11 protein-coding genes and 1 pseudogene are annotated in these 12720 nt (G+C 74.7%); 8 read left to right on the forward strand and 4 right to left on the reverse strand.

What is annotated here, in order from left to right; genetic code table 11:
• Positions 1–16 precede the first annotated feature (16 nt).
• The 7 genes from LUW75_RS00265 (at position 17) to LUW75_RS00295 (ending at position 6009) form a co-directional block, all read left to right on the forward strand.
• Positions 17–646, forward strand: coding sequence for a 7-carboxy-7-deazaguanine synthase QueE (locus LUW75_RS00265; protein ID WP_349816380.1), 630 nt, complete (start codon positions 17–19; stop codon positions 644–646).
• A gap of 3 nt (positions 647–649) precedes the next feature.
• Positions 650–1243 carry a GTP cyclohydrolase I gene (gene folE / locus LUW75_RS00270; protein ID WP_250333807.1) on the forward strand — a complete coding sequence of 198 codons (594 nt, stop codon included), beginning with the start codon at positions 650–652 and terminating at the stop codon, positions 1241–1243.
• A gap of 88 nt (positions 1244–1331) precedes the next feature.
• Positions 1332–2330: an isopenicillin N synthase family dioxygenase gene (locus tag LUW75_RS00275; protein ID WP_250333808.1), complete on the forward strand. Its 999-nt coding sequence runs from the start codon at positions 1332–1334 to the stop codon at positions 2328–2330.
• A 53-nt stretch (positions 2331–2383) separates the two neighbouring features.
• Positions 2384–3628 carry an ATP-grasp domain-containing protein gene (locus tag LUW75_RS00280; protein WP_250333809.1) on the forward strand — a complete coding sequence of 415 codons (1245 nt, stop codon included), beginning with the start codon at positions 2384–2386 and terminating at the stop codon, positions 3626–3628.
• A 175-nt stretch (positions 3629–3803) separates the two neighbouring features.
• A complete protein-coding gene (locus LUW75_RS00285) occupies positions 3804–4577 on the forward strand; it encodes a HalD/BesD family halogenase (RefSeq protein ID WP_250333810.1) in 774 nt (257 codons plus the stop codon).
• Between the two features lie 194 nt (positions 4578–4771).
• Complete coding sequence (locus LUW75_RS00290; protein WP_250333811.1) at positions 4772–5185, forward strand: MFS transporter; 414 nt, start codon at positions 4772–4774, stop codon at positions 5183–5185.
• Entirely contained in the window at positions 5185–6009 is an 825-nt protein-coding gene (locus tag LUW75_RS00295) for an MFS transporter (RefSeq protein WP_250333812.1), read from the forward strand. The genes LUW75_RS00290 and LUW75_RS00295 overlap by 1 nt, the downstream gene beginning before the upstream one ends.
• 548 nt (positions 6010–6557) lie before the next feature.
• Here LUW75_RS00295 and LUW75_RS00300 read toward each other — a convergent pair.
• The gene (locus LUW75_RS00300; protein WP_250337497.1) at positions 6558–7436 is read right to left on the reverse strand and encodes a D-alanyl-D-alanine carboxypeptidase family protein; all 879 of its coding nucleotides are present in this window, start codon (positions 7434–7436) and stop codon (positions 6558–6560) included.
• A gap of 636 nt (positions 7437–8072) precedes the next feature.
• Here LUW75_RS00300 and LUW75_RS00305 point away from each other — a divergent pair.
• On the forward strand, positions 8073–8876 hold the full coding sequence (locus LUW75_RS00305; protein WP_250333813.1) for a hypothetical protein: 804 nt from the start codon (positions 8073–8075) through the stop codon (positions 8874–8876).
• A gap of 325 nt (positions 8877–9201) precedes the next feature.
• Here LUW75_RS00305 and LUW75_RS00310 read toward each other — a convergent pair whose 3' ends face one another.
• From LUW75_RS00310 to LUW75_RS00325, 3 genes and pseudogenes are all read right to left on the reverse strand, one after another.
• Positions 9202–9984 carry a GntR family transcriptional regulator gene (locus LUW75_RS00310; protein ID WP_250333814.1) on the reverse strand — a complete coding sequence of 261 codons (783 nt, stop codon included), beginning with the start codon at positions 9982–9984 and terminating at the stop codon, positions 9202–9204.
• A gap of 298 nt (positions 9985–10282) precedes the next feature.
• Positions 10283–11217 (reverse strand): annotated as a pseudogene (locus LUW75_RS00320) (TSUP family transporter).
• A complete protein-coding gene (locus tag LUW75_RS00325; protein ID WP_250333816.1) occupies positions 11214–12641 on the reverse strand; it encodes an MBL fold metallo-hydrolase in 1428 nt (475 codons plus the stop codon). The pseudogene LUW75_RS00320 and the gene LUW75_RS00325 overlap by 4 nt, the downstream one beginning before the upstream one ends.
• Positions 12642–12720 lie beyond the last annotated feature (79 nt).

Here is a 12720-nt window from a genome sequence, read left to right on the forward strand (position 1 = left end):
CCGCCGGTGCGCGTTCGTGCGGCTGGGCGGGTGCAATCTCTCGTGCCGGTGGTGCGACACCCCGTACACCTGGGACTGGACCGGGGCCAGTGACACGGGGATCAGGTTCGACCCCGGGAAGGAACTGCACCGCATGCCGGTCGGGAGCGTCGCGGAGCGGCTGCTCGACTACGGCGTCGACCTGGTCGTCGTCTCCGGCGGGGAGCCGCTCAACCAGCAGGCCCGGCTCGTGCCGCTGGTGGACCGGCTCGTGCGGCACGGCATCGAGCTGGAGGTCGAGACGAACGGCACGCGGGTGCCGGACCGGCGCCTGGCGGAGGCGGGCGTGCGCTTCAACGTCTCCCCGAAGCTCTCGCACGCCGGCGACCCCGCCGCGCGGCGCATCGTGCCGGCCGCCCTGCGGGCCCTGGCCGGGCTTCCCTCGAGCACCTTCAAGTTCGTCTGCCGCACGGTGGCCGACCTGGACGAGGTGGCCGGGATCACGGCCTCGTACGGCATCACCTCCGTCTGGATCATGCCGGAGGGGCAGAGCCGGGAAGAGGTGGACGACCACATGCGGACTCTCGTGGCCGAGGTCATCGACCGCGGCTGGAACGTGACGACCAGGCTGCACACCCTGGTCTGGGGACAGAAGAGGGGTGTTTGAGGAATGCTCGACAACAGGACCGAGAGCGGGCTGCTGACCGCCGACGCCGGGGCCACCGCCGTACCCGATCCGATCGAGGACCTCGCCAGGCGGCTCCTCACCGAGATCGGCGAGGACCCGGACCGCGAGGGCCTGCGGGACACGCCGGCCCGCTACGCGCGGTGGTGGCGGGAGTTCACCGGCTACGACCCCGGCACCGTCGGCACGCTCTTCGAGACCACGTCGTCAGGGCAGACGGTGACCGTGTCGGACCTGAGGGTGTGGTCGCTGTGCGAGCACCACCTGCTGCCCTTCAACTGCTCGCTGACGATCGCCTACCGGCCCGCCAAGCAGCTGCTCGGGCTCTCCAAGTTCGCCCGCATCGCCCATCAGCACGCCCACCGGCTCCAGGTCCAGGAGCGTCTGGTGGCGGGCATCGCGGAGGACGTCCTGCGCATCACCGAGTCGCCGGACGTCGCCGTCATCGGCCGGGGCGAGCACCTCTGCATGACCATGCGCGGCGTCAGGACCGTCGGTCTGATGACCTCCACCTCGTACCACGGGGTGTTCGCCGAGGAGGGCCCCGCCCGTTCCGAGCTGCTCTCCCTGGTGCGCTGATCCCCGCGCGGCCGGCAACCGGCCCGCGTCACGCCAGTCAGTCCCCGCGACAAGAGAGGGGTACACCTCCGTGTCAGACACCTTTCCCGTGATCGATCTCCGGGACGCCGAACGGGGTCCCGCGGCCCGGGCCGACTTCCTGCACCGTCTGCGACGGGCCGTCCACGACATCGGCTTCTTCCAGCTGGTCGGGCACCGGGTGACCGGTGCGGCCGAGCTGTTGGAGCTGTCCCGGAAGTTCTTCGCGCTGCCCGACGAGGAGCGCCGCGCGCTCGACATCCTCGACTCGCCCCACTTCCGCGGCTACTCGGAGCTCGGCCGGGAGCGCACCCGGGGGATACCGGACCAGCGGCAGCAGCTCGACATCGGCCCCGAGCGGCCCTCCTCCGCCCCGGGGCCGGGCGAGCCCGCCTACCGCTGGCTGGTCGGCCCCAACCAGTGGCCGGCGGGCCTGCCGGCCCTGCGGCCCGCCGTCGTGGACTGGATGGACCGGCTGACCGGGCTCTCCCACCGGCTGCTCCGGCTCATCCTCGAGTCGCTGGAGGCTCCGGCCGACTTCCTGGACGCCGTGGTGGACCCCGACCCGCAGGTCCACTTCAAGCTGCTGCACTACCCCGGTCCCGACCCGTCCGCGGACCCCGGTCCAGCGGACCAGGGCGCGGGCGTCCACAAGGACCTGGGACTGCTCACCCTGCTCGTGCAGGACCGGGTGGGCGGGCTCCAGGTGGCCGTGGAGGACGACCGCTTCGTGGACGTGCCCGTGGTGCCGGACGCGTTCGTGGTGAACCTCGGCGAGCTGCTGGAGGTGGCCACCCGCGGGTACCTGAGGGCCACCGTGCACCGGGTGGTCCGGCCCGCGCCCGGCGTGGACCGGTACTCCATGCCGTTCTTCTACAGCCCCCGCCTCGAAGCGGCGATGCGGCCGCTCCCGACGAGGTACGTCAGCGAGGCGGGCGGCGTGGTCGCCGACCCGGACAACCCGCTGTTCGCCTGTTACGGGGAGAACGTGATGAAGGGGCTGACCCGTGCCTTCCCGGAGCTGATCGCCCGCCACCACCCCGGCCTCCTGGCCGCCGCCGACCGGTGAGGCCCCGGCGTGACCCCGACCGGAAGCACCCCCACCCCCAAGGAGCCGAGCAGTTGAGCAACCGCAGGCCGGCCGTCCTCCTCGTCGACCCCCTGTGGGCCGGGACGGGCTGCAAGAAGGCGGTCCGGGACATGGGCATGGACATCGTGTCCCTCTTCACCCTCGAACCGGACGAGCTCAGGACGGCGTGGCCCGACCACGCCGAGGACGACGACGTCTCCCTGTACGCCACCGGGGCCGCCGAGGCCCTGTCCGCGCTCGCCGGAGTCGACCACGAGATCAGGGCCGTCGTGCCGGCCTCGGAGACCGCGGGGCACGTCGCGGGGGTCGTCGCCCGGGAACTGGGCCTGCCCCACGACGACGTCGGGCCGGCCCGGGCCCGGCACGACAAGTTCCTGATGCGGGAGCACGCGGCGGCGGCGGGCCTGCGCATCCCGGCCTACCGCCTGGTCCGCCACCCCTCCGAGGTCCGTGGGGCCGCCGACGACATCGGCTACCCGGCCATCGTCAAGCAGCGCGTGGGCGCCGGCTCCATCGGCGCGACGCTGCTGCCGGACGCCGCGAGCGCCGCGGACTTCCGGGTCGTGGACAGGAACAACATCTTCGGCCGGACGGTCGACGCGTGGCTGGTCGAGGAGTACGTCCGGGGCCGCGAGTTCGCGGTCAACGCCTTCAGCAGCGGCGGCGACCACCGGGTGATCGACATGTGGGAGTACCGCAGGCCCGACGACCGGGACTACGACTTCCCGCTGTGGGACAACGTCCAGGCGACGCCGGAGGACCCCGACTGGGCGCGGGTCGAGGAGTACGTCCTGCGGGTGCTCACCGCCTTCGGCGTGCGCCACGGACCGAGCCACACCGAGGTGAAGGCCAACGCGGACGGCGTCCACCTGATGGAGGTGGCGGCCCGCCTGCCCGGCGGCCCGGCCACCGACCAGTGGGAGAAGTTCACCGACTTCCGTCCCTTCCACGACACCGTCCGGGCCTACCTGGGGCAGCGCCCCGACGTCATGGACCGGCCCGTCGGGGGACGCGCCGTGTTCGGTGCCGTCGCCCTGCACAACGAGACCGGTCCCGGAACGCTGGTGGCCGTCCACGGCCTCGACGAGCTGAGGAACCACCCGGGGGTCGACAAGGTCCTGGTCTCCTACCGGCCGGGCGACCACGTGCCGTCCACCCGGGACGTCAGGTCCATCCCCGTGGGCGCCTGGATCTCCGGGCCCGACCAGGAGGCGGTCGTGCGCGTGATCAAGGAGGTCAGGGCCATGGTCCGGTTGGAGATCAGGCCCGACCGGTGAGCCGGCGGGCGCGGACCGTCCCTTCCCGGCCGGCCCGCCGGACGCCTCCCCTCCCACGGCACGCCTCCGGTGCGTGCCCGGCGCGTCCCTCCCGCACGAACGCGCCCCTTCCACCCGAACACGTCTCGACCCGTACGAACGCATCTCGACAGCAGCACAGGGAGCAGAACGCAGCATGGACGTGAACAAGATCGACGAGACCATCGGCGAGTTCCTCGCCGAGAACTACTCCCCCGAGCGCGTGGAGCAGTTGGCGGACCGGTTCTCCCGCAAGGGGGTGGTGAAGTTCGACGCGGACGCCCGCATCGTCCCCGAGCAGATCGTGGCCGCCGTCCAGGCCGAGGCCGACCGGCTGATCGAGGCGCACAAGGAGCGCCGCAGCCTGGTGCTGGGCACCACGGGCAACTCCCCCCGCAAGATGAGCGTGGTCAGGAGCGAGGAGATCGAGAAGAGCGAGCTCATCCGGACGATCGCCACGTCCAGGCCGCTCCTCGACTTCCTCGGCCGCATCGCCCGCGAGCCCGTCGTCCCCCAGGTCTCCGGGGACGAGCGGTACCTGATCACGCACCAGGAGTTCAAGGCGGACACGCACGGGTGGCACTGGGACGACTACAGCTTCGGTCTGATCTGGGCCCTGCGGATGCCGCCCGTCTCCTGCGGCGGCATGGTCCAGACCGTGCCGCACACGCACTGGGACAAGGCCAACCCCCGCATCAACGAGATCCTGTGCGAGCGGCAGATCGACACGCACGGCCTGAGGACCGGGGACCTCTACCTGCAGCGCACCGACACCACCATGCACCGGACCGTCCCGCTCACCGAGGACGGCGCGGCCCGCACCATCCTCAACATGACCTGGGCGGGGGAGCGGGATCTCGGCAAGCCGCTCGTCGGCGACGACCGCTGGTGGGAGGACCCGGCGGCGCAGGCCGCCCAGTCGATCGCCTGAGGCCGGCCGTCGGCCCCGGCGGTCGCGGTACGGACCGGGACGCCGGGGCCCCGTTCCCCCGCACACCGGGCACGGCACCCCGTGCACGTGCCCGGCCGCCCCCGGGCCGCGACGGCGACGACCGCGTCTGCTTCCGGCCCCGGACGCGACGTGCTCGCGCCGCCGGCCACCCGAGACAGCAAGGAGTCCGGATCATGTCCGCGGAGCGACGAGCACCGGTGCAGGACCCGCCGCGCGGTCCGCTGCACGGCTACCGGGAGTTGAGGAGGATCCCGGGTTTCTGGCGGATCTTCTCGGTCGGCATGGCCTCGAAGCTGCCGAACTCCATGGTGGAGCTGAGTCTGCTGCTCCTGGTGAGCCGGACGTACTCCTACGGGGTGGCCGGCCTCGCCGTGGCCTTCCTCGCGGTCGGCCAGGGCGTGACCGCCCCGCTGCGCGGCCGCCTCGCCGACCGCCACTCGCCACGGACCGTGCTGCTCTGCTGCCTCGCCGGCTACCTCGTGGCGACCGCCCTGGTGGTCCTGGCGGTCTCCCGTCAGCACTCCGTCGCCGTGGTGCTGACGGCGTCCGCGGCCCTGGGCGCCGCCTCGCCGCCCGTCGCCCCCTGATGCGGACCGTCTGGCACAACGCCGCCGAGCGCGGCATGCTCGGCACCGCGATGGCCCTGGACTCGTCCATGATGGGAGCGGCGCTGATCACCGGCCCCGTACTGGCCGGTTGGCTGAGCCTGTCGTTCTCCGGCGCCGCCCCCTTCGCCGTCATCGCGCTGCTGACCGTCCTCGTGGTGTTCCTGCTGCTCGACACCGGGGTCGCGCCGCGGCCGGCCGGGCAGCCACGGCACTGGCTGGGACCGCTGACCTCCGCGCCCCTGCGCCGCCTGCTGCTCGCGGACGGCCTGTTCGTCCTGGCGGTGACCGGTGTCGACGTGCTGCTGCCGATCTACGCCAAGGAGCACGGCGCGGAGACGTACGCGGGTCTCTACCTGGGTGCCCTGTCCGTCGGCAGCGTGCTGGGCAGCCTCGTTCTGGGCACCGCGCCCCGCTTCCTGAACCGCGCCCGCAAGCTCTCCCTGCTCCTCCTCGCGTTCGCGTTCGGAGGCGGCGTGCTCGCCCTGGCCGCCCGGTTCTCCCCGCTGGCGGTCCTCCTGCTCTGCCCGGTGGCCGGCCTCGTCCTCGGTTCCGTCTTCGGCACGCTGCGCACCCTGGGCGGCGACCTCGCCAAGGAGGGCGAGGTCACCGAGACGATGTCCTGGCTGACCACCCTCGACATGGCGGGCGGCGCGGCGGGGGCCGCGCTCTTCGCGCACCTCGCCGCCGGGGAGGGGAGCCGGACGGCTCTCGCGCTGCTGCCGGCGGTGGTGCTGCTGAGCGCGGTGGCGGCGTGGCCGGTGCGGTCGCCGCGAACGGAACCGGGCGGTCGGTCCTCCCCGTGATCGCGGAGCCCCGGAGCTCTGGCTCCGGGGCTGCCTACCGGACCCCGCGGCCGGGCCACCGCGGCGGCCTCGCCGCGCTGGGGCGGCGGCTCTCCGCGGGCAGCCGCCCGCCGGAGCCGGCGCCGGCCCTGCACCGGAGCTTCTCGTTCCGGGTGAACGATGGGGAGAAGCGCGCTCAAACCGGTTCGGAACCCGGCCGCGGATCCCGGGGAAGGTCACCCACCGGAGCGAGTTCGCCCGGTCAGACGCCGGACCGCGCCCGGACGGCAGCACGGAGCGGGCCCCTCACCCGGCGCCGGGGTACGGGACCCACCGTCTCCACGTGGTCCGCCTGCCCCGAGCCCCGAGCCCCGAGCCATGGTGGCGCGTACGCCTCCGGCGTGGTTTCCGCGTGTCGGGCCGGGGCACGGTCCAGCGCGCCCCGACACCGGTCTCCCCGTGGTCCGGGGCGCTCCGGCGGAGGACCTCGTCCCGGACCGGGCGGTCTTCGGCGGCCCGGTGGGCCCGGCGGAGCGCGGCCGGCCCCCGTCCGCGGGGCACCGGTCGGGTCACCTCTTGAAGCCGTAGTCCAGCAGCTTGGTGGCGTCCGCCGTGCGGTTGGCCTCGGAGGAGGAGGCCAGGACCGTGCCGATGACGGTCCTGCCGTTCCGGGTGGCGGCGAAGACCAGGCAGTACTTCGCCACCGGTCCGGAGCCGGTCTTCACGCCGATGGCCCCGGAGTAGCTGCTGAGCAGCTTGTTGGTGTTGGTCCACGACATGTTGCGGTAGCCGCCGTTCTTCGTCGTGACCCTCTGCGTGGTGGACTTCGTCTTCACGACGGCGCGGAAGGTGGGGTTCTTCAGCGCGTTGCCGGCGAGCTTCGTCAGGTCGCGCGGTGTCGAGTAGTTCGCCCCGTTGCCTATGCCGTCGAAGGAGTCGAAGTGGGTGTTCTTCAGGCCGAGGCGCCGGGCGGTGCCGTTCATCTCGCCGATGAACGACTTCACACGGGCCGCCCGCGTGGAGCCGCTGCCGTAGGTGTCGGCCAGGGCGTACGCGGCGTCGCAGCCGGACGGGAGCATCAGCCCGTACAGCAGCTGGCGCACGGTCACCCTGTCGCCCACGATCAGGCGGGCCGACGAGGCGTTCTTCGAGACGATGTAGTCGCTGTACGCCTTCTGGACCGTGACCTTGGCGTCCAGGTTCAGGTTCTTCTTCGCGAGCACCACCTGAGCCGTCATGATCTTGGCCGTGGAACCCGTGGAGAGCCGGGTGTCCGCAGCCTTGGTGTAGAGGGCCGCCCCGGTCCCGTTGTTCATGACGAAGCCGCCCTTGGCGGTGATCGCGGGCGGCTTCGGGGTGGCGGCCCGCGCCGGCGCGGCGAACGCCCCGCCCGCCAGGATCGTCCCCGCGGTGACACAGGCCACGGTCATGCGACGGGTGTTCTTCATGTCGGTCTTCACGTTGGGTTCTCCGACTGCAGCTGAGGTACGGCTGTCCGAGGCAGCCGCTGCATCATCAGACGCACGAGTCGACCCCATGGATGTACCGCAGGACGATTTCCGTCCCGGCGTCTTCCCAGCGCCTCCCGTCCCGGACGCGGGGACGGCCGGGGACGGCGCGGCGACCGGCCCGGCCGACGCTCCCGCCCCCTTCCCGCCCCGCTTCCGCTCTCGGGCCGACCGGTGCAGCGCGCCCCCGTCCGCCCCGGCCCCGGCCCCGGCGGGCAGTACGTCACGGCCGCGCGGCGCCCGTTCCCGCTTCCCGCCGCCCGGTGCACCACGTGTCCGGGATCGGGGTCAAGGCCCTTCCGCCGGTGGGGTTCCCGGCCGCGCTCCTTGTGGCCGTGCCGGTCTGCTCCCCGTGTTCGGCGCGGTCCGCGGCGAGCCGCGCGACCGCCGGACGCTCGGAGCCCAACTCGCCGGGCCCGCGGGCTTCGGCGTTCCGGCGGCCCCCGCCCCGATCACGAACCGCCTGCCGCGGGTCCCGGCCACGGACCGAGGCCGTGCGCCGTGCACCGTGCACCGGCGCCCTCACCGGCCCCGTAACGTGATCGGGGCACGGACGACCAGGAGGCGTTGAAGGGGATGGAGCTGGTTACCGAAGGACAGCCCGGCGGACCGGAGGCGCTGGCCGAGCAGGCGGTCGTCGCGGCGTGCGCGCTGGCCGACGCCGCGGACCCGGGCGGGTGGAGCGCGGGCGCGGTGGAGGACGCGGCCACGGCCCTGGAGGTTCTGGCCGGCGCGCTCGCCCGGCTCGATCCGCGGTGCGCGGACATCCTCGCCGTGGTCCCCGTCGCGGCGGCCGCCGTCGCCGAGCGCGCGGAGCAGACCCGCACCGGTACCGCGCCACCCGACGGTGACGGCGGTGTGGATGCCGGCGCCGGCACGGGGTTGCGCCGGGCGCTGGCCGCGCACGGCATCACACGGCACCGCGTCCACCGGCTGGGCTCCGCGCTCCTGACCCTCACCCTGGAGCCCTCCGACGCCCAGGCCCTGGCGGCGCTCCTCGCACAGCGGGACGGCGTTCCGCGGCAGGCGCCGCCGGCCGAACCCGGCTGGGGCGAGGGGCCGGCCAAGACCGCGGCCGCCGCCCTCGCCGAGGCCCTCTCACCGCACGGAACGGGCGCGTACGCACGGGTCCTCGACTCCGGTCATGTCAGCGCGGGCCTCTGCCCCCGGGCCGCGCGCAGCGTCATCACCGTACTCGCCGCCCCGGCCGCTCCCCCGGCGCGCAGGCGGCGCCGGGGGGCTCGGGGACGGATTCCGGGGCGTCGGCATGCGGTAGGCGGCACGGCCGGCGGGCTGCCCGCTCCGCGTGTCCGTCGTCGCGCGGTCCTCTCGGGGAGCGGCCGGGCTGTTTCGGTGGGGGGTGGGACCCGGGAGGGGTGAGTGGTGGTGCCGCGCCGGATGTGCGGGGGGGACGTCCGGGCGGGCGGGGTGCGGGCATCGGCGCGGACGCGGGCGACGAGGTTCCGCCCAGTGCGCGGGTGCCGCGCTGCGGCGTCGGGCCCGGTGCCCTCCGCGTCGGCCGCGAGCCGCCGGGACAGCGGTTCCCGCGCCTCGTCGCACTGGTCGGACACCCGCGATCACCGCCGCGGACACACCGCGCTGAGGGGCCGCTCACCCGCCAACCGCGTCCCCGGCCCCACACGGGTCGGTACGGCTGGGCCGGCTGACGGCTGCGGCACGGCCGTCCGCAGCCGGGAAGCCCTGGTCAGGGCGTACGGACCGGAGCGCCCATTTGGTAGCCGTCGTTGAAGGAGAACGCGGCGGTGACGGCGAAGCGGTCCGCGCGCACGAGCGTCTGCCGCCACTCGACCGGGCGCCGGTCGGTGTCGTGGCCGAGCCGGTCGATCGCGAACAGCGCGGTGGAGTCGGGGCAGTCGAGCAGGACGCGCTCCCCGCGTCCGGGGACGACGGCCCGGATGCGTTCCCAGCCGCCGCGGATACGGGTGGCGCAGTGGCGTTCGAGTTCGCCGTAGAGCGAGGTGTGGGTGAAGTCGACGTCCAAGAGCGGGCGGGCCACGGCCGCGGGGAGCCAGACGCGGTCGACGGCGAGCGGTTCCTCGTCGGCGAGGCGGAGGCGTTCGAGGTAGACGAGCGGTGTCGATTCCTCGAGTCCCAGGCGGGCGGCGACGACGCCGTCGGCCCGCTGGTCGAGCACACACGTGACGCTGCGCTGGACGGCTCCGACCTCCTCCACGGAGCGGAAGAGGCTGTACGGCTCGCCGACCTTCTGCTCCAGCGGGCGGGACCGGGTGAACCGGGAGGGCCTGCCGCGCTGCGCGGTGACCAGGCCCTGCGCGCGGAGCTGCCGGAGGGCCTCGCGGACCGTGTGCCGGCTGACGTGGTACTCGGCGACGAGGTCGTGCTCGCCGGGGAAGACTTCGCGGAACTCGCCGTCCTCAAGCCGTCGCAGCAGGTCGGCGCGGAGTTGCGCCCACAGCGGCTCGCCCGCGGACCGGGCGAGGGGGCGGGGGCCGGGGTGCGCGGTCACCGGCTCCCTCCTGGAGTCGGGGGTCGGACGGGTGATGCGGACACGAGGTGAATGTTCGTACATTCGGACGGATGGCGCAAACGGGCCCTGCGGGTTCCCGCCCCGGAGGGTGCGCCCCGGCGCGGGGGACGGCGGCTCGCCGTGACCGCCCTGCGGGCGTCAGGGGTCGGGCGCGCCGCCGCGCCACCGCCTCGGCCGCGCCCGGTCCGTACCGGACCGCCCCGCCGCCCGGGGTACGGCGGGCGGCGGGCGGCGGGCGGCGGGCGGCGGGCGGCGGGCGGCGGGCGGCGGGGAATCCTCAGACGAAGGCGTCGACCAGCATGAACGCGGCCACCGCGAGCAGCAGGGCGGCGAAGGCCCGTTGCAGGGCGACGGCGGAGAGCTTGGCCTTCAGCCGCTTGCCGTCCCAGGCCCCGAGGACGGCCGCGCCCACGAGAGGGCCGAGGACCGCGGGGTCGAGGGAGGCGCCCCCGGCCGCCGCGCGGGCGGTGAGGGAGGCCAGCGAGTTGACGAGGATGACGACGAGGCTGGTGCCCACGGCCGTCCGTATCGGCAGACGGAGCACGGACACCAGGGCGGGTACGGCGAGGAAGCCGCCGCCCACTCCCAGCAGTCCGGTCACCGCGCCCAGGCCGGCGCCGACCGCGGCGGTACGCGGGTACCCGCCCCCGCCGGCGGCCCCCCGCGGGCACCGGCGCCGCCGCCGGCGCCCTCCTCGGCGGAGGCACCGCCTCCCCCGCCCGCGGCCCCGGGCGCCCCGGCGGCCGTACCCGCGCCCCCGGGCCGGCCGGGGCGGGGCGCGGCGGCCCCCGCGGCCGTCCCGGACGCGGGGGTCCCCGCGGGCTCGGTGGCCCGGGGGGCGCGATGTGCCGCGCGGGTTCCGCGCAGCATCGCCGTGGCGGCGAGGGCCGCCAGGGCGGCGAACGCGGCGGTCAGCACGGTCTGCGGGAGGCGGTGCGCGAACGCGGAGGCTCCGACGGCGGGTGCCACGCCGGCGGCGGCGAACAGCGCGCCGGTCCGCCAGCGGACGTCCCCGGTGCCGGCGTGGCGGACCAGGGCGGCGGCGGAGGTCGCGACGACGATGATCAGGCTGGTGGTCCCGGCGTCGGCGGGCGCGACGCCCAGCAGGTACACCTGGGCCGGGACCGCGAGCACTCCCCCGCCGCCGCCGAGCGTACCGAGGGCCAGGCCGATCACGGCTCCGCAGAGCAGGGCGAGGACCAGGACGCTCATGCCGGGACGCCGCCCCGGGCCGGGCCGGCGGGGCGTGCGACCCGGCCGCGCCACGCGGAGAAGCCGCCGCGCAGGTCGGTGGCGTCGAAGCCGCGGGCGCGCAGTACGGACGCGGCCACCGACGAGCGGTTGCCGCTCGCGCAGAGCACGGTCAGCGGCCGGTCGGCCGGCAGTTCGTCCAGCCGGGCGGTCAGCTCGGGCAGCGGCACGAGGCGGGCGCCGGGGATGGTGCCGGTCTCGCGCACCTCGTTCGGGCCGCGCACGTCCACCAGTGCGAAGCCGTCGGCGTCCTCGGCGAGCCGGGCGGCGAGGTCGCCGGCCTCCACGCGGGCGGTGGTGGTCAGGTGCTCGTCGCCGACGGCGTCGACCGGGATGCCCAGGGCGCCGAGGACCTGGTCGAAGCCGATGCGGGCCAGACGGTTGCGGGCCTCGCGCGCGGTGACCGGATCACCGCACAGGACGATGCGGTCGCGGGCGTCGAGCACCTCGCCGGCGAGTTCGGCGAACCGGCCGCCGAGGGGGACGTTGACCGCGCCGGGCAGGTGGGCGGAGGCGAACGGTTCCGGGTCCCGCGTGTCCAGGACGGTGGCGCCGCCCGCCCGTGCCCCGAGGAAGGCGGCCGGAGTCAGGGAGGGGACGGGGGCCTCCTCGTCGAGGACCGGGCGGGCCTGGCGGTTGCGTGCGGACGTGAAAGCGAAGTAGGCGGGTGCGGCGGGCTGGCCCTCGGTCACGAGCGAGACGAACTCGTCCTCGGTCATGTCGGCCAGGGCCGGGTTGCTGCGGCGCTGGTCGCCGATCGTGCAGCTCAGCTCGGTCGAGAGGTTCTTGCCGCAGGCCGAGCCGGCTCCGTGCGCCGGATAGACGCGGGTTTCGTCGGGGAGCGCGAGCAGGCGCTCGCGGGTCGAGCGGTACAGGGCGCGGGCCATGTCCTCGGCGGACCGGCCGCGGGCGCTGAGCAGGTCGGGCCGGCCGACGTCGCCGATGAACAGGGTGTCGCCGGTGAGGACCGCGTGGGGGACGGCGTCGTCGGCGTGTTCGCGTACGACGACGCAGATCGACTCCGGGGTGTGGCCCGGGGTGTGGAGGATCTCCAGGTCGACCTCGCCGAGGCTCAGGTGCTCGCCGTCGTGCAGGGGGTCGGTGTCGAAGTCGAGGACGGCGGCGGAACCGTAGGAGATGCGCGCGCTGGTGCGTTCGGCCAGTTCGAGGTGGCCGGAGAGGAAGTCGGCGTGGACGTGGGTCTCGACGACCCGCTCGATCGTCAGGCCGTGGCGCTCGGCGGTGGAGACGTAGTCGTTGACGTCGCGCCGGGGGTCGACCACGACGGCCCGGCCGGTGGTGCGGTCACCGACGAGGTACGAGGCGTGGGAGAGGCAGCGGAGGTAGAACTGCACGAAGACCAGCGGTTCGGTGCGGCTCGTCATGAGGGACTCCTGGGGGTGGACGGGTATGCGCCCGGTCATCGGCCGGGCGGGGTACGGGCGGTCTGCCGGCGGGGCGGCG

This window comes from Streptomyces sp. MRC013 (genome assembly GCF_023614235.1).
GTDB lineage: Bacteria > Actinomycetota > Actinomycetes > Streptomycetales > Streptomycetaceae > Streptomyces.

What these genes read in the sequence shown, in the direction of transcription:
- folE (WP_250333807.1), top strand. Translation starts at nt 650, where the DNA reads ATGCTCGACAACAGGACCGAGAGCGGGCTGCTGACCGCCGACGCCGGG.
- LUW75_RS00285 (WP_250333810.1), top strand. Translation starts at nt 3,804, where the DNA reads ATGGACGTGAACAAGATCGACGAGACCATCGGCGAGTTCCTCGCCGAG.
- LUW75_RS00290 (WP_250333811.1), top strand. Translation starts at nt 4,772, where the DNA reads ATGTCCGCGGAGCGACGAGCACCGGTGCAGGACCCGCCGCGCGGTCCG.
- LUW75_RS00295 (WP_250333812.1), top strand. Translation starts at nt 5,185, where the DNA reads ATGCGGACCGTCTGGCACAACGCCGCCGAGCGCGGCATGCTCGGCACC.
- LUW75_RS00300 (WP_250337497.1), bottom strand. Translation starts at nt 7,436, where the DNA reads ATGAAGAACACCCGTCGCATGACCGTGGCCTGTGTCACCGCGGGGACG.
- LUW75_RS00305 (WP_250333813.1), top strand. Translation starts at nt 8,073, where the DNA reads ATGGAGCTGGTTACCGAAGGACAGCCCGGCGGACCGGAGGCGCTGGCC.
- LUW75_RS00325 (WP_250333816.1), bottom strand. Translation starts at nt 12,641, where the DNA reads ATGACGAGCCGCACCGAACCGCTGGTCTTCGTGCAGTTCTACCTCCGC.